Consider the following 17,289-nt stretch of genomic DNA (forward strand, 5'->3'; position numbering starts at 1 on the left):
GTTTTTATGATTAAAAATTTAAGTTTATAAATATTTTAGTTACACACTAAAATCTATCAATAGCTTCTTTATATTCCGACCATTGCCCCACATCTGTCCAATCCTGCTCTCCTATAGGATAAACTCCAATTTTTTTATCCATATTTCGTGACATTTCGAGCAACTCAGGAAAATCAAAAAAAGAATCTTTAGGGATTAAGTCTATCATATCTGGATTTATCACATACAAACCAGTGTTCACTAAGAAATCGAATACAGGTTTTTCATCAATTGAACTAAGAGACCCTTCAGAGTTTAGTTTACAAGTCCCATAAGGAATTACATATTCTTTGGCTGAAGCAACTAAAGTAATATCATATTGATTCTTTATATGAAAAGAATATAGATCATTATAATCAGCCTTGATTATAATATCGCAGTTGGTCATAAAAAAAGGAATGTCTATTCTTGAAGGCAATAAACTTAAACTTCCTGCTGTACCTAAGGGTTTATCTTCTTCTATGAAAGAGACATTATAATTAGGATTAAGCTCTTGAAAAAAAGCTTTTAAGATTTTACTTTTATAATTTACGCTCATATAAAATTCGTCAATTCCTATATTCGTAAATTCGGTAATTATATGCTCAATTATTGTCTTATTATTAACAGGCAGAAGTGGCTTAGGAAGAACATCTGTAAAAGGTTCCAAACGCGTACCCTTTCCACCAGCCATAATAACTACAGGGACTTTTAATTCCTTGTTAGGTGTTTGTTTATCCTCAAATATATCAGCCCATAACAAAACTTTGACAACTTTTGACTCACTATCTACTATTGGTATCAGATCATATCTATTAGTAATAAATATATCTTTTGCCCTTTCAGGATTGAAAGCTCCATCTTGTAAATAAGTTGAATTAGGATTGTAATATTTATTAATAGAAGAATTTAAGTCCTCCTCTTTGATAATAGCTTTTCTAACATCTCCATCTGACAGAGTCCCCAAAAGAAAATTATTATTATCAACAACGACTAAACATTTCTGGCCTGCTTTATGTATTCTTTTTAAAGATTCTTTTATGGAGGCATCAGGATTTATAAGAAATTGTTTCATGATTATTAAAAGTTACTTAAATAAGAATTTATTTATTACCCCGTTCCTTATAAATAAATTTTTTATACTTAAGCTGAATAATGAGCATCTCCAATAATGAGATCAACCAAAGAAAGAAGCCACATTTGATGGATATTCTCAACATAATTATAAGCTGTGCTATCTACCCAAATATTTATATCTCCAGACTTTCTCAAAGGGTTATCTGATAAAAAACCTGAAAAAGTAGCTACGCCAGAAAAATTTTGTGACTTAGCAGTTTCAGCGGCATTCAACATATTCACAGAATTACCACTTGAAGAAATTAGGATGAGTAAATCTCCAGGATCTCCGTAAAACTCTATAGCCTTTGCAATCCAATTCTCAAAGCCATAGTCATTTGCAAAGCAAGTAATTAAATCTGCTTCGTTAAAATTTGAGCATCTCACGCCAGCATTCTTTGTTAGATCGACACTAAAATGACTAGCCATTGCAGCACTGCCTCCATTGCCAAAAATTAATGTTTTACATCCTTTATTTTGAGTTTCTATGATTTTCTCTTTCAACAACAGTAAATTATTCATCATATCTTCATTCGGCTCTACTAGTTGAGAAAAACCTTTGAAATAGTCTTTTAAAAAGTCCTTATCCATAAATGTTATAGTGTTTTTTTATAATTTTTAATCCTTAATAAGATAAGTTTACTTTGTATTTAATCTTGCTTGGTAATTTTTAATTAAAAAGTACTAATTTTTTATAGCCCTTGTAATGCTGAAGATTCCTTAAATAAACCTTTATCTTTTGCAATTAATTCATCAAAAGATCCCCTTTCTCTTATTCTACCTTTTTCCATGTAATATATTGTATTTGCTTTTTTAATAGTGGAAAGACGATGAGCTACTGAAATTATAGTTGTTTTTCCTGATAAATATTCAATAGAATTTTGAATCATCTTTTCAGAATGACTATCTAAAGAACTAGTTGCTTCATCTAAGATTAAGATCTGTGGTTTTTTAACTAAGGCTCTTGCAAGACACAATCGTTGAGCCTGTCCTCCTGATATATTGACACCTCTTTCACCTAAAATGGTATCAAATCCATCTTCAAGACCTGATATAAACTCTGATGCATTAGCTAAGTCGCAGGCATTTTTGATGTCTTCATCGGTGAGATTTTCTTTAGCCCATTTTAAGTTATCTCTTAATGATAAATTAAATAAAAAGGGTTCTTGAGGTATATAACCTATTAAACTTCTCCAATCATGCAAATTTAAATCTTTTAACTCTTGACCATCTATTATTATTTTGCCTGATTCGGCATTCTGAAAACCCATAAGTAAATCTACCAAAGTAGATTTACCAGAACCAGAGGGGCCAACAATAGCTATCATCTCTCCTTTTGAGATATTCATTGATAATTTATCTATGGTCAACTCTTTATCTGAATAACTAAAAGTTAAATCTTCAATGGTTATTTTTGATTTAAAGTCAAAAAACTTATTCTGTCCAGAATACTCCTTCTTTTCTAGAGCTTCATTTTTTAATGCCTCTATCTGTTCAAAAGAAGGAAGACACGCAGAAAACTCATTTCTTTTAGCTATAACTAACTGTCCTTGCCAGACTATTCTATTTACTGCATATAAAAACCCAAACAAAGCTCCTAAAGATAAACCAAAATAATTAATTCCTAAAGTAACTGATCCAATGACAGCAATAATAGTTAAAGGTTCTGAAATAAGGCCTATAAGGACCCTAACCATCACATATTTTACTCCTGTATCAACTATTACTTCAGTGGTGGGTCTTAGTTTTTCTATAGATTTTTGTCTATTACTAAAACCAACAATAATTTTTAGTGCATTTAATGTGTCATAGACAATTGATTGGAAATGGTTGTACGCCTTTGTATGTCTTTGTCTTATTTTATAGACATATTTATCCAGATAAAGAACGGGAGAGGAAATGACCAATAAAGCTAGTAAAACTATGACTGTCAATTTCCATGAAATGATTAATGCTAGAGCTACATAAAAAATTAACCCTATAGATGATGCTGCCATCACGGCTAAAGCTTCATAAGCAATAATAGCCTTTTGAGTTTCTCCTACTACAGTATTTGCTAAAGTCCCATATTCTTTAGTGCCAAAGAAGCTCCAAGAAGCCTCAAGAAAAGCACTATATTCATTCTGTATCATCTCTTTCATTTTGCCTTGAAGGAAATTAGCAGTTACGTACTCTTGGTATAAAAGAATGGAACTTTTCACCAATACTATAACTAAATACACCAATCCTAAAGTGGCAACATTAATAGGTAAATTAATGCCGGATATAAAATTGGAAATAAATAAAGTTATTGGAGTAGCATCATCTAAATTCTCATTTAAAACAAAATCTACAATGGGCATAATCCCAACAACAGAAGTTGCCTGTAATAAGCCAACTAAAATCATCAAAAAGATGATATACAAAAATAAGGATCCATTATTTTTGTATAAATTGTAAATAATACTTTTTAACATAATTGTATTTAAGAAAAGTTGGCCTTTAAGTTAAATAATCCTCATCCATCTTGCTTAGCCAATCAGCGCCTACCCTTGATTTAGGATGAATCCAGTTATGCTTTGTATCTTTTAATACAGATACAGATTTCGTTTCCTCTGTCCTCATAATTTCCCAAAACTTAGTTCTATCATTTTCAGTCAAAACTTTTTCATTAGGCCTTCCTTTAATTGCATTCCAACTTTCCTTTACAGAAGCTAAGATCTCATTAGCAGACAAGCTAACTACTTCTATTCCATGATCTTTATATAATTGAGACTGTAAATGATTGTTATTTATGCTTTCCCTAAGAGTCAATTTCTTTCTAGAAGATTTCCAAATTAAGTTTTTTGGTACATTAATTGCATCACTCCAAGAAATAGCATCTACCACTGGTAAATAATTTAAAATAAGTAGAGGTCTTCTGAAGGTATCGCTTACGTAATCTACTCCTGCAAGTGATGAGATGCATAAATCACAAGTTCCAAAAAGCCATATATCAAGAAAGTCACTTTTATCTTCTAAAAAAGCATAGTCTATAAATTTATTATTTTTTATTAAAAGAGGTTCTTTCATTTTTTTCCCCATTCTAAGAACCCAAACTCCTTGAGAGGTTAACCATTCAACAGCTAATCTATAATCTTCAATATTAGAATCTCTATAACCATGATATTGCCAATCCACATTCTCATGAGATTCTAAACTGTCTAAATATGCTGAATCTCGAACTAAAAGACAAACATATGGTGAAACTCCATCCCATCCTTTACTTTTCAGCCATGCCTCACCTTTCTGATTATCTTGCTCATCTAAAGTGAATTTAAATTTACTGTTTTCTAAATTCCCATGTTTATCTCTTGACCAAAGACTATTCTCTTTAATATGAGATAAACCGCCTGGAATTTTAGTATTCCAATAATATATATATCTTGCAAACGAAGCACTCTTTAAGAACCTACTTATGTAAATTGACCAGAAAGAATTAATACTTGGTTCCTGCCATGAAGTCAAAAATACTCTCTTTGGATCATTATTCTTTTTATGAAGAACTTGCTGAACAGTGTCTGCAACAAAATGACCAATTCTGTCTGAGTTTATTGAAAGCATCTCAATCTTATAAAATGGGGCTAAGATTCTAATGGCTAAAACAATTGGTATAGCCCAAAATGAATTTATAAGTTTATAAATTTTATACTTATTCAATTATCAATAGATAAGCTTGTATACAAAGGAACATGAAAACTTATATTATTTTTATTATGTTGATCTTCTTCAACTAACTGGATGGGATATCCATGCTCCAAAGCTAAGTTTTGAGCAAATTTAAAATAAGAAATATCATTTTTACCTGAGCAATGATGAATACCTTCAACTTTATTTTTTAATAAATTATCTATCTTACTTATAGCCTCATGAAGAGATAGTGGAGATAAAGACATGTCAATAAAAGCTTTTATTTTTTGATTATTTTTCAATTGAGTTAACCAATCTGCAAATAAGCCATCATCATAATTTATAACTTTTGTTATTCTTAGAATTGAAATATTCTCAAGTCGGGTTAGTAAATCTTCAAGTTCTGCTTTTTGCTTTCCATATTGATTTATGGGAGTTTTTTTATCTGTAGTTTTACTGAGAGGTTTATTTCCAGAAAAAACTTGGTTGGACGAGATAAAAAGTACAAATACTCCAATAGAAGTAAGGTGTTTTGCTATCCTGAATAAAGCCTCTACATTAATTTTTCTTGTTGATAAAGGGTCATTCTCACAAGCTTGAAGAGAAGTATTTCCAGCTAATAAAACTGCAGAGCTATAATCAGAATTAAAATCTAATCCTTCTAAGTTGGCTAAATCAAGAAAAGGTTTCTTAGCTTGAACTGAAGACTGTTGTCGGGTGGAAGCATGATATGCAATTTTGTTTTTATCCCATAAATAAGATAAATTTTTTCCAAGAAAACTATCTCCCCCTATAATTAGTTTCATCCTAAAAGATTTTTAAACTTTTTTAATTCCTGAACCAATCGCAATTATATAATGTGCCATCTTTTCAAATCCTGTGTGGACTAATTCATCATTCATTGAAAATAGAAACACATTCTCAAAGTACCTGCTCATAAATTCTTTAAGACCTCTTCCTGATTTACAATTTATGTGTCCTTCTTTACTAGCTGGTGATGCGTAATCCTGGGATTCAATACTTGGCATGCCAATTATAAGAACTGAATTATCATAGAGTGATGAAATTATATTTTTCATATAAATATTTTCTTGGGAAGGCGGTATATGTTCAAGAACATCTAAAGAATAAATAGCTTCATATTTCTTCTCTAACGGTCCTTCGAGAATATTATGCGTTTTAGATTCTATTGGCCAATCTTCTGAATTTATTTCTTTAAATTTTTCAATAAAATATGGATCATAATCAGTGATTAAGAGACTTTGAACTGTTTGCTTAACTATTCTAGAACAGAAACCATCTCCACAACCTATTTCAGCCACAGTTTTTTTGCCTTCTAACATCTTAGAAACAAACTTATACCTAGCAAGAGTAAAAGATAGCCTTTTAGGATCTTGATGCCATACATTGCTATTCATTAAGCCTAACTTTTGAAGACCTTTATTATTTTCTTGCTCTATTAATTCTTGATTTACTGGATCTTTAGTTTTTGTCATTTTATTTTTATAATTAATTATTTATTCTGCATATTAATTAAAATCCTTCCAGCACTTCCGCTCCTAAATAATTCAAGAGCATCATTAATCTCATCTAGACGAAACTCATGGGTAATTAAGCCATCTAAAGTCATTTTATTCGATTGCATAAGATTGATGTATCTTGGTATATCTACATCTGGAATACAACTTCCTCCTTCTGATCCTTTAAGAATTTTCTTAAAATGAAGTGGTAAAGAATATATTGAGATGTTATCTCCTTTTTTAGGAACACCTACAAGTATAGTCTTACCATTTCCATTTGTAATATCATAGGCCTGTTCTATTACTCTAGAATTCCCAGTGGTCTCTATTACTACATCAGCACCCTTTTCACCTATTATTTTGATTATCTCTTTCTTTACCTTAACTGAATTACCTACAATACCGTGAGTAAGTCCATACCTCTTAGCCATTTCAATTTTATTCTCCTGTAAGTCAATTCCGATTATTGGGTTAGCAGAAACCATAGATGCAGCCTGTATTATATTTAAACCTACTCCTCCTAATCCAAATACAACTAGAGATTGCCCTATCTTAAGTTCAGCGTCATTATTTACGACTCCAAAAGCTGTTGTAACAGCGCATCCAAAAAGAGGTGCTAGTCTCATATCAAATTCCTTAGGAATAGATGTTAATCTATTTTCTGAAATAATAGCCTCTTCATTAAAAGTAGTTACCCAGCCAGCATTCACCTCTTTACCTTTCCATTTATATTTAGGAGTAGCACTTTGAATTCCAGAACTAGGTCTCCAATGAAGAACAACATGATCACCTGTTTTAACAGTTGTGACTCCTTCAGCAACCTCTAATACCTGACCGGATGCTTCATGACCTAATAAATGGGGAAGAAACTTATCAGGTCCCTTTACAGCATCTATTTCATTTATTTGGGCACCACAAATTCCACTATAAAGAATCTTGACTTTAACTTGACCATATTCAAGACGATCTGGAAGATTTATGTCATCTACCTGCAGTGGTTTTCCACTTTCAACTAATACTGCTGCTTTCATCTTTTTATTTCTAAATTATTCAAAGTAAATAAATTCATAGTCTCCTGTATAGCCAAAATTCTCATATAACCAAACCCATTCCTCTTCATCAAAGAAAGATTCACAAGTAAGTGCCCAACATTGGAGATTAAATTGCTCCAATTCGTTTCTATAACTTTCTAACATGACATATCCCTGCTTCCCAACCCTTTCAATCTCACCTAGAGCAGATTTTAGTTCAAATAATCTTAAATTATGCAAGCAACCTAATGAAATTACTAAATCAAAGCTATGATCTTCAAAGGGAAATGGATCTTGAGCTTTATGTATAAATAAATTTTCTCTTATATCACCCATAGCTTCGGATAGACCATGTTCAGAAATATCAAAACCAACTATCTTAAGATCTGGCAGAATTAACTTCATTTCATGAAGTAAAAATGCTTTGCCACAACCTACATCTAAGATTTTAGAAGAGTTAGTTAATTTATATTCTTTAATAAGTGCTTCAGCTACTGGTTTCCATCTTCCAGGAAGGAATTTATAACCTCCATATCCAAACCTCCTATCTCCATCCCAATAATCAAACTCATACTCTTTTGCTTTTAACATACAAACAACTTTTTCATCCACCATTCTATCGATATATTTTCTAGGTGTAGACTGATGAAGGGATGTAACATAATTAACTAATTTACCCATAATTTTTTTCCTAATGGTTTTTTAATAATTCTAAAGTTTCAGAAACAACATGTGGAGCTGAAATACCATTTCTTGCCATCATATCCTTTTGATTTCCATAGCCAGAAGGAAATACATCAGGTATACCAATTCTTTTAAAAGATTTTTTTTCATTAAAATTCTCTTCAATAAGAATTTCAGCGCAAGCACTCCCTAGACCACCAATTATATTATGCTCTTCTAAAGAAATAATAGCAGGCACTTTTTCTGCCATATTTATCAGCATTTCTTTATCTAGTGGTTTAATTGTATGTAAATGCAATACTGACGCATCAATCTTCTTTTCTAAAAGAATTTCTGCTGCTTCTAATGCGATGCCTAAACATATACCTGTAGTTACTATTAAAATGTCTTTTCCTTCTTTCATAGGAATTCCTTTACCTATTGCAAAAGGAATATCATCTGTTGTGACTATAGGGTCATATCCTTTTCCAAGCCTTATGTATATAGGTCCTTCATGATCTAAAGTTTGCATCATAAAACGCCTCATCTCATCTGCGTCTGCTGGAGAAACAATAGTCATATTTGGTATAGTTCTCATAATAGCTATGTCATCTATTGCAAGATGAGTTGGGCCTAATGGAGCGTAAACTGTTCCTCCACCATTAGAAATTAACCTTACATTTGTATTATGTAGGCCTAGGTCTAATACATTCTGTTCAAAACATCTTCTTGTAAGAAATGTTGCTATAGTATTCACATAAGGTATGAAACCTTCTAAAGCAAGGCCTGCAGCCATTCCAACAATATGTTGCTCGGCAACTCCTTCCATAAAATACCTGTCTGGTAAATTAGTTTTGAAATCTTCTAATAATCCAGGACCCAAATCAGAACCAATAAAAACTACCCTTTCATCTTTAAGAGCTAACTCATAAACGCAATTTAAACTTGTTGGTCTCATAATATTAAGAATTTATAGTTAAACATTTTTTCATTTCTTCAATATCTTCATCTTTTAAAGAAGATTTGTGATGCCATTCAGGTTTATTTTCAGCAAAGGTAAAACCTTTTCCTTTTATGGTATGGCAAATTATGGCGCTGGGTTTTCCTTTAGAATTGGGTAAACTAGCCAAAGTGTCTTTTAAACTATCTACATTATGACCATCTACCTCCTTGACACCAAAGCCAAAAGAATCCCACTTATCTTTTAAGGGTTCTAAATCTGCAACCTCTTTAGTAAATCCATAAGATTGAATCTTATTGTAATCAATCATTACTATTAGATTTTCTAGAGTATGGTTACCAGCACACATAGCAGCTTCCCATACGGAACCCTCATTTATTTCACCATCTCCAGTAACAACGACTGTTTTTGTATCTTTATTCTTAATTCTTTGGGCCATTGCAATCCCTACTCCTATAGATAAACCATGACCTAAAGCGCCTGTAGAGGCTTCAATACCAGGAACTTCACCCCTTTCTGGATGCCCTCCCAAGATACCATCATTATGACAAAATGAATCTAGAGTTACTGGATCTATAAAACCTTTATCTGCTAATAAAGCATAATGTGCAAGACAACCATGACCCTTGCTCAAAATAAATCGATCCCTTTCTTCCCATAAAGGTTTCTGTGAATCAAAATTTAGAAAATCGTCATATAAGACCCTTATAATTTCTATAAGAGATAATGACGATCCTATATGACCTCTTCCACCACCAATGAGCCCTCTTAGAACCAAGCTCCTTAAATACATTGATCTTTCGTCTAATTCAGGGGTATTAAATATTGGATAACTCATACGTCAACAAACCTCCATTACGTTTATTATAGAGAATAAGGCAATAGCTTTATTGAGCTGTTGCTTTTCTTTTTTCTTCCAATTAAAAGATGCGTTAAATTTAGCGTGCATCCTTCGTTTTCTATGATTAAGATTAAACTCATTCAAAATAATCAGGACCCACCTTAATCCATATAAGGGTAAGGATAAATCTAATCTATCTTTAAAATTAATATCAGATCCTGAAAAGAGATCCTTCATACTTTCAAGCCATTTATTTTTTTGTAAATTGGAAAGCTTCATAGCTGGATGCCAATAAAAATCAGAAGTTAACTTTACAGGATCATCCCATCCAAAATAATCAAAATCTAAAAAATTTATTTCTTCTTCTGAATTTATCAATGCATTATGAAAGCCAAAATCTGAAGGGCTTAAAATTTGTAGATTTTTATCTAAGTCATCTTCAATAAAGTAATTAGCGTAGCTCTTATTTATTAGCTGCAATAAACTTGTAAACTTAGGCTCAAAGTGATTATTTAAAAAATCTAAAAGTTCTTTCTCTGTATTATTTTCTACAAAATTATCTAATCTTCCTTGAATTTGATTAATTAATTCTTTTATGGAGAAGCATGCTTCTGAAGCATCTAAAGTAAAACTTATAGATTTTTTTTTAGATAACTCCTTGAGGTTAACTACAAATTCAAGACATTTATCAATATGATTATCTTCAATCAAATCAAATGAGTTGCCGCCTAGCCAAGAATATATTCCTATATTTAAGTCAGTATCTCTAGCTTCCGGTTTTGGTAAATTTTTGATTGAATTATCATGAAGAAGGCTTAAAGCATTAAATTCAGTTTCTAATCTTGGCCTTGGGTCATTTAGTAGATCAGGATATCTCTTTAAGGCGTAACTAGACTCCTTAAAATTGAGTCTATAAACCCTACTATTACCTTGTCCTTTTACTCGTATAACTGAATCTGGAACCAGATTTAACATATTTGTAGTTATACTCTTAATGTCATTAAAGGTTTCTTCTCCTAGAATATAAGCATCTATGTCAGGCCAATTATCGAATGCAATCATTCCATTTTTGGCTTGTTTTTCTTTATTAAATAAAATTTTCTCTACATGCTTTGGAAAATCTTTTTCATTAAATACCTCTACAAGATCATCTACAAAGAAGTCAAAATTTAATTCTTTTATTTTATCAATCTTTTCTTGTCTAGTTTCTGCAAAATAAATTTTATCTAAACTTAAAGGTATTGAATCATTATTAAAAAAATTTAATTTAGTCATCCAAGCCAACGCTTCCTTTCTTAAAGATATATTTTCATCATCAAAATGCCCATATTCAGTTTTATGAGAAACTATGCACACGTCTATTTTTCTTAACTTGCATCTTAAAAGAAAGTTTTTGATTCCAGGCATCAATTTAGCCCTATGCATATATCTCCCATAGACTTGTCCTTGCAACTTCATCCATAATTCTTCTCCGTCAGATAATTCCTTTATAAAGTCTCGTAATTCAGTCTTGTTTAGTTTTGAATTTTTTTCTACAAGGCCTAACTCAGAAGCAACAAAAATAAACAAGGCGTCATAGCTTGCTATTGTATTGTCAAAATCTAAGCCTATATGCATAAGCTATTGAAGATTTATGGATTGCATTCTCTTTATATTAAAATATTTTTCATTCTCAAGAGAATCATCAAGTAGTCCTTTCTCGAAAGCTTCTTTTAAACTTTCTATTGCGTCTTTTATAGAATGCTGAGGGTTAAAACCTAATTCTTCCTTAATCTTTTGAGAAGATATATGGTAAGACCTATTGTCATCACTCTCTGAAGTTATAAGTTTTACATCATCACCAATAACATTCCTTGCAGTTTTGGCAAGTTCTAATACTGTTTTATTCTCGTACCCTGCATTGAATACTTTTCCTGCAACTTTTTTCTTAGAACTTTCCAGTAGCATTATGTAAGCTTCTGCCATATCTTTTATATGTATATTTGGTCTTAGTTGATTGCCTCCAAATACAGATATTTCTCTTTTATGGTATGCAAGATTAGTAAGTATATTTACAACTACATCAAGTCTCTGACGAGGAGAGTATCCACAAACTGTAGCTGGCCTAATAGTAACGGTAGTAAATTGTTCAGATTGATATTCTGTCAATATTTTTTCACAATCTGCTTTGAACCTTGAATAATCGGTTAAAGGCTCTAAAGCCATCTCTTCATTCACATCTTTTTCTTCTTTAACTCCATAAACGCTCGATGAAGAAGCATAAATAAACCTTTTAACAAGAGACTCTTTACAAATTTCCAACATCGGTCTAAAAGAGTCTAAATTTATTGATTTACCTAAATCTGGATTCAACTCAAAGCTAGGATCATTTGAAATACATGCTAAATGTATTACTGAATCATGACCTGGAATAATTTTTTTTAGAAGACTTTCATCTCTTATATCTCCCTTTACACAAGTCAAGTTTTCATGATCTTCTAGGACATCCTCCCCATAAATCATCAAGTCTAAAACTGTCACTTTGTAACCTTTCTTCAATAGGGTAGGTACTAAAACAGCACCTACGTATCCTGCTCCACCTGTTATGAATATATTCATTGAGTTTCCTTTTGATTTAATTAAAAGATATTGTAAAAAAGAAATTAAATAATAGCATGCTGTATGACTTTCAAAATCTCATTCTTATTTACTGATTTACTATTCCCTATCGTCTCAACTGATTGAGCTGCTGCTAAAGATGCCAAAAATAAAGCTAGTTCCATGTCGCAGTCTTGCTTTAAAAGAAGAGACAAGATAGCTAGCATAGCGTCTCCCGAACCTATTTTATCTACAATATTAGAGGCAAATGCTGGAGATCTAGAGTAGATCTCAGAGCCTGTATTATAAATTACAGCTCCAGTACTGCCTTGAGTTACGACTATATATTTAGCTTTCAAATTATCGGCTAACTTCTTCATAATCGATTCTATATTCCCATTACGATCTCTAAGCTCATAACGAAGTTCAGATTCATTAATAATAATACAATCAACATCAGTATAATTATCCATTGTATGAAAGCCTATATTAGAAGCATTTATCTGAGCATTTAAAGATAAAAAATTGGCACTGCCAGACATTAAACTTGAAGAGTTTTTTGAAATTAAACCATGACCATAATCAGCAACAATTACTAAATCATGTAAAGGTATTAGTTTTGTTAGCTTATCTTGGAATTCCTTTTCATTGTTTCTTTCTAAAGGATCATCATTAATAGAATAGACTCCTAGAGTCTTACTTTTACTCACATTATCTAGGTATCTTCGTTTAACAATAGTAGGTGAATCATTTTTATAAATAAAACTTGGAAAAATATTTGAAGCTAAACCTTCAGATATAAAATCTTCATGCTCCTTATTTTCTCCTAACATTGATAATAATGAGACTTCTTTACAAAATCCAGAAAGATGATTTGCTATAGCAGCAGTTCCCCCTACATATTGTTCAGTATTTATATTTCTCAATGCTAGAACTGGTTCTTTTCCTGATTTGCCTAAAGCTTCACAAAACACATATTGGTCGACTATTGTTTCGCCAACCACTAGAACTTTTAGTTTTGAAAGTTCTTCTATTTTTTTTGAAATATTATCAAAACTATGTTGTTTTGAAATCTTAGAAACAAAAGATTTTTGCGTTTCAGAAAATACATTTCCAAATTTATTTAATAAATTACTTGAACTGAAAGTAATATCAGAAGTATATATAATTTTGCCTCCATTACTTTCTACTGCCTCTACTTCGTCTTTTATTTTTCCAGTAATGTCTTTGCTATTATCTTTGTAATCTGGTCCTTTTATATAAGCCTTGGGTTTAATTACTTCTATTATTTCAATAGCTGTAGGCTTATCATTGATAACAACATAATCTACGAACTCTAATGAGGCAATAGCTTCAGCTCTTAATTCTGCAGTAAAGGCAGGTCTATTTGATCCCTTATTTACATAAATATCTGGGGTTAAAGATACTATTAAAATATCTCCAAATTCTTTAGCTTCTTTAAAATGTCTAATATGCCCAATATGAAGTAAATCAAAAACCCCATGGCAATGGGCTATACTCTGGTTTTTAGAATTCAAACCATCAATAATGTCTGTGAGTGATTTTAAGGAAATAATTTTTTTCATATTCAATTAACCTAAATATTCAAACCATTTTTCTGTAGCTTTAGATATAGAATTTTTATCCCAAACAGGAGCTTCAGCCCAGTAATCAATATTTTCTAATAATCTAATAACTCCCTTTTCTAGAGATATTTCAGGTCTCCAGTCTAGTAATTTTTTTGCTTTGCTTATGTCGGCCCAAGTGCACTCTGGCTCTCCAGGTCTTTTTGGAATATAGACAACATTCCCTCCTAGTAATTCCACTAGCCTGTTCACACTATAAGTATTATCAGAACCAATGTTAATAATATCGCCACTAACTTCGCTTATAGATGCTGATATTATTGCATTTACAACATCACTTACATAAGTAAAATCTCTAGTCTGAGTGCCGTCTCCTACAACCGTAAAAGGCTTGTCATTTAATTTTTGAGCTAAAAAAACTCCAAATACAGCTCCATAAGTACCTGATGTTCTCGACCTAGGACCATACACATTAAAGAACCTTAATGAAATAGCGGGTACTTTATAAACATGACTCCAGTGCATGACAATCTGCTCTCCTAAATACTTGGTCAAGGCATAAGGGTATTGAGGAGAAATATCTGATATTTCAGGTGTGGGGGTGATTTCAGGAATACCGTAACAAGAAGAGGAAGCAGAATACACAATCTTTTTAATACTATTTTCTTTACAAGCTTCCATGACATTAAAAGTTCCGTTAACATTTGATTTATAATAATCATTTGGATTTTCTATTGAAGGCACAATATCTGCTAACGCTGCCAAATGAAAAACATTTGTTACATCTTTAAACTTTTTTTTCCATTTTTCAGTTAAGGATATATCGGCTTCAACTAGATCTATTTGTCTCGCGACATGTTTGAGATTCTCAGGTCTACCAGTACTAAAGTTATCTATGACAATAACTTCATCTCCCCTCTCTAGAAGTTTATCGACTAAATGACTTCCAATGAAGCCTGCTCCTCCAGTTACTAATGACTTCATTAATGCACCTGTTTAAGTATTATAAAATTTTCTGTACCAAGCTACAAAGTTCCTTACTCCCTCATTGACGGATGTTTTAGGTTTGTATCCAACCGCTTTCTCTAATTCACTTACATCTGCAAATGTATCTGGTACGTCCCCGGGCTGAATAGGCATGAGTTCCCTTTTTGCCTCTATTCCAAGTTCTAATTCAATTGCTGATATATACTCTGAAAGCTTTACTGGATTATTATTTCCTATATTTAAAATTCTAAATGGCGAATTACTTGAAGCAGGATCAGGATAATCACTATTCCAATCCATATTTGAACTTGCAGGAAGATCACTCACAGCAATTACTCCCTTTACAATATCATCAATATAAGTGAAGTCTCTCGTGTGATTTCCATGATTGAATACTTTTATAGGTTCTCCTTTCAAAATACTTTTTGTGAAGAGGAAAAGAGCCATATCTGGCCTTCCCCAAGGGCCGTATACAGTAAAGAAACGAAGCCCTGAAGAAGGTAAATTAAATAAATTACTATAGCTATGAGCCAAAAGTTCATTTGCTCTTTTTGTAGCAGCATACATTTGCAAAGGATGATCTACTCCCTTGTGTTCACTAAAAGGTAAATCTGTGTTCGCACCATATACACTGCTAGTGCTTGCATATGTAAGATGTTTTACATCATTATGTCTGCAAGCCTCTAATATATTAGTAAATCCTACTACATTACTTTGAATATAAGCATGAGGATTCTCTAAACTATAGCGGACTCCCGCTTGAGCTGCTAAATTTATTACATAGTCTATTTGGTTACTCTCAAAACATTTATTAATAGATTCTAAATCTTCTAAATTACCTTTGATGAATTCATACTTATTATCATGAAATTGTTTACTTGATTCAGCAGTTAGTTTTAGTTGCTTTAATCTTGCCTCTTTGAGACTTACATCATAATAAGAATTAACAGAATCAAAACCTACTACATCATCTCCCCTCTCCAAAAGTTTTTTTGCTACATGGAAACCTATAAATCCAGCATTGCCAGTTACTAAAATCTTCACTAGACCCTTCCATTTACTTCTGATAGTGGCAAAACAGACTTAATATCAAATATAATACACTCCTTTTTCATAAAAGGTTTTAATTGCTCCTTGTTCAAATTTATAAATTCTTTATGTGCTACAGCAAGGACAATTCCATGATATTCTTTAGGTTTGTCTATTTCTTCAAGACAATCCAAACCATACTCTGTCTTAGCTAATAGCTTATCCACCCAAGGATCAAAAATATCTACTTTAATTCCATCTTCTTCTAAGGAAGAAATGAGATCCACTACTTTCGTATTTCTAATGTCTGGACAATTTTCTTTAAAACTTAATCCTAAGACTAGAACTTTGGTTTTAGACAAGTCTTTATAATTTTCTTTAATTTTGTCCTTGATTTGATTTCCAATATGTTGAGACATTTCGTCATTTATATTTCTCCCCGATAGAATAACTTTTGGCTCATAACCTACTTTCTGAGCTTTATAAGTTAAGTAATATGGATCAACTCCAATACAATGCCCTCCAACTAGACCAGGAGTAAATGGAAGAAAGTTCCATTTAGTATTGGCTGCTTCCAAAACTTCACTGGTGTCAATTCCTAATTTATTAAAAATAAGAGCTAATTCATTCATTAGGGCTATATTTAGATCTCTTTGAGTATTTTCAATAACCTTAGCTGCCTCTGCTACTTTAATACTTCTTACTTTGAAAGTTCCAGCATTAATAATTGAAGAATATAAGTCATTGACTTTATTTGCAGCTATTTCATCCGAACCGCTGGTTACTTTTACTATATTGGTTAATGTATGTTCTTTATCTCCAGGATTTATCCTTTCAGGACTATATCCACAAGAGAAATCCTTATTTAATTTCAAACCCGAACAATTCTGTAATATTGGTATACATATCTCATCTGTGGCTCCCGGATAAACTGTAGATTCATATATAACTAAATCTCCTTTGTTTAAAATTTTTCCAATAAGTTCACTGGCCTTCTCTAACAAAGAAAGGTCTGGATCATTATTCATATCTATAGGGGTAGGAACTGTAATGATATAAATTTCACACTGTTTAAGATCATTAATATCATTCGTAAATTTTAGATGTTTAGCTTCTTGAATTTCCTTAGAAACGATCTCAAAAGTTGAATCATTCCCTTGTCTAAGTTCTTCAATCCTAAGTGGATTAATATCATAACCAATAACTGTTCGTTTTTTACCAAACTCAACGGATAAAGGAAGACCAACATAACCAAGGCCAACTATTCCTATTTTTTCTAAAGATTTATTCATTTAGTTGCATTTAATTAAGA

Annotated in this window: 16 protein-coding genes; all 16 read right to left on the minus strand. The window is 31.8% G+C overall.

Features of this window, described 5'->3' with window-relative positions:
• Window positions 1–46 precede the first annotated feature (46 nt).
• The 16 genes from P8J93_00140 to P8J93_00215 all read right to left on the minus strand — a co-directional run bounded on the left by P8J93_00140 (window position 47) and on the right by P8J93_00215 (window position 17,269).
• Window positions 47–1,093, minus strand: coding sequence for a nucleotidyltransferase family protein (locus P8J93_00140; GenBank protein ID MDG2060214.1), 1,047 nt, complete (start codon window positions 1,091–1,093; stop codon window positions 47–49).
• Between the two features lie 68 nt (window positions 1,094–1,161).
• Entirely contained in the window at window positions 1,162–1,725 is a 564-nt protein-coding gene (locus tag P8J93_00145) for an SIS domain-containing protein (GenBank protein ID MDG2060215.1), read from the minus strand.
• A gap of 101 nt (window positions 1,726–1,826) precedes the next feature.
• Window positions 1,827–3,590 (minus strand): ABC transporter ATP-binding protein, encoded by a 1,764-nt coding sequence (locus tag P8J93_00150; GenBank protein MDG2060216.1) that lies wholly within the window; start codon window positions 3,588–3,590, stop codon window positions 1,827–1,829.
• A 25-nt stretch (window positions 3,591–3,615) separates the two neighbouring features.
• Window positions 3,616–4,812, minus strand: a complete 1,197-nt coding sequence (locus P8J93_00155; GenBank protein ID MDG2060217.1) for a TIGR04372 family glycosyltransferase — start codon at window positions 4,810–4,812, stop codon at window positions 3,616–3,618.
• Window positions 4,809–5,588 carry a sugar nucleotide-binding protein gene (locus P8J93_00160; protein ID MDG2060218.1) on the minus strand — a complete coding sequence of 260 codons (780 nt, stop codon included), beginning with the start codon at window positions 5,586–5,588 and terminating at the stop codon, window positions 4,809–4,811. Before P8J93_00160 ends, P8J93_00155 begins: the two co-directional genes overlap by 4 nt.
• 12 nt (window positions 5,589–5,600) lie before the next feature.
• Window positions 5,601–6,278: a methyltransferase domain-containing protein gene (locus tag P8J93_00165; protein MDG2060219.1), complete on the minus strand. Its 678-nt coding sequence runs from the start codon at window positions 6,276–6,278 to the stop codon at window positions 5,601–5,603.
• Window positions 6,279–6,295: 17 nt separating this feature from the next.
• A complete protein-coding gene (locus P8J93_00170; GenBank protein ID MDG2060220.1) occupies window positions 6,296–7,333 on the minus strand; it encodes a zinc-binding dehydrogenase in 1,038 nt (345 codons plus the stop codon).
• Between the two features lie 15 nt (window positions 7,334–7,348).
• Complete coding sequence (locus P8J93_00175) at window positions 7,349–8,014, minus strand: class I SAM-dependent methyltransferase (protein ID MDG2060221.1); 666 nt, start codon at window positions 8,012–8,014, stop codon at window positions 7,349–7,351.
• A 10-nt stretch (window positions 8,015–8,024) separates the two neighbouring features.
• A complete protein-coding gene (locus P8J93_00180; GenBank protein MDG2060222.1) occupies window positions 8,025–8,954 on the minus strand; it encodes a transketolase C-terminal domain-containing protein in 930 nt (309 codons plus the stop codon).
• Window positions 8,955–8,958: 4 nt separating this feature from the next.
• Window positions 8,959–9,795: a transketolase gene (locus P8J93_00185; protein ID MDG2060223.1), complete on the minus strand. Its 837-nt coding sequence runs from the start codon at window positions 9,793–9,795 to the stop codon at window positions 8,959–8,961.
• A 3-nt stretch (window positions 9,796–9,798) separates the two neighbouring features.
• Complete coding sequence (locus P8J93_00190) at window positions 9,799–11,415, minus strand: phosphotransferase enzyme domain protein (GenBank protein ID MDG2060224.1); 1,617 nt, start codon at window positions 11,413–11,415, stop codon at window positions 9,799–9,801.
• Between the two features lie 3 nt (window positions 11,416–11,418).
• Window positions 11,419–12,396 (minus strand): SDR family oxidoreductase, encoded by a 978-nt coding sequence (locus P8J93_00195; protein ID MDG2060225.1) that lies wholly within the window; start codon window positions 12,394–12,396, stop codon window positions 11,419–11,421.
• Window positions 12,397–12,440: 44 nt separating this feature from the next.
• The gene (locus P8J93_00200) at window positions 12,441–13,961 is read right to left on the minus strand and encodes a PfkB family carbohydrate kinase (GenBank protein MDG2060226.1); all 1,521 of its coding nucleotides are present in this window, start codon (window positions 13,959–13,961) and stop codon (window positions 12,441–12,443) included.
• A 6-nt stretch (window positions 13,962–13,967) separates the two neighbouring features.
• Window positions 13,968–14,945, minus strand: a complete 978-nt coding sequence (locus tag P8J93_00205; GenBank protein MDG2060227.1) for an SDR family oxidoreductase — start codon at window positions 14,943–14,945, stop codon at window positions 13,968–13,970.
• 12 nt (window positions 14,946–14,957) lie between these two features.
• Window positions 14,958–15,992 carry an NAD-dependent epimerase gene (locus P8J93_00210; protein MDG2060228.1) on the minus strand — a complete coding sequence of 345 codons (1,035 nt, stop codon included), beginning with the start codon at window positions 15,990–15,992 and terminating at the stop codon, window positions 14,958–14,960.
• Window positions 15,992–17,269 carry a nucleotide sugar dehydrogenase gene (locus tag P8J93_00215; GenBank protein MDG2060229.1) on the minus strand — a complete coding sequence of 426 codons (1,278 nt, stop codon included), beginning with the start codon at window positions 17,267–17,269 and terminating at the stop codon, window positions 15,992–15,994. Before P8J93_00215 ends, P8J93_00210 begins: the two co-directional genes overlap by 1 nt.
• Window positions 17,270–17,289 lie beyond the last annotated feature (20 nt).

The organism is SAR86 cluster bacterium (assembly GCA_029268615.1).
In the GTDB taxonomy this organism is placed as follows: Bacteria; Pseudomonadota; Gammaproteobacteria; order Magnimaribacterales; family Magnimaribacteraceae; genus JAQWNM01.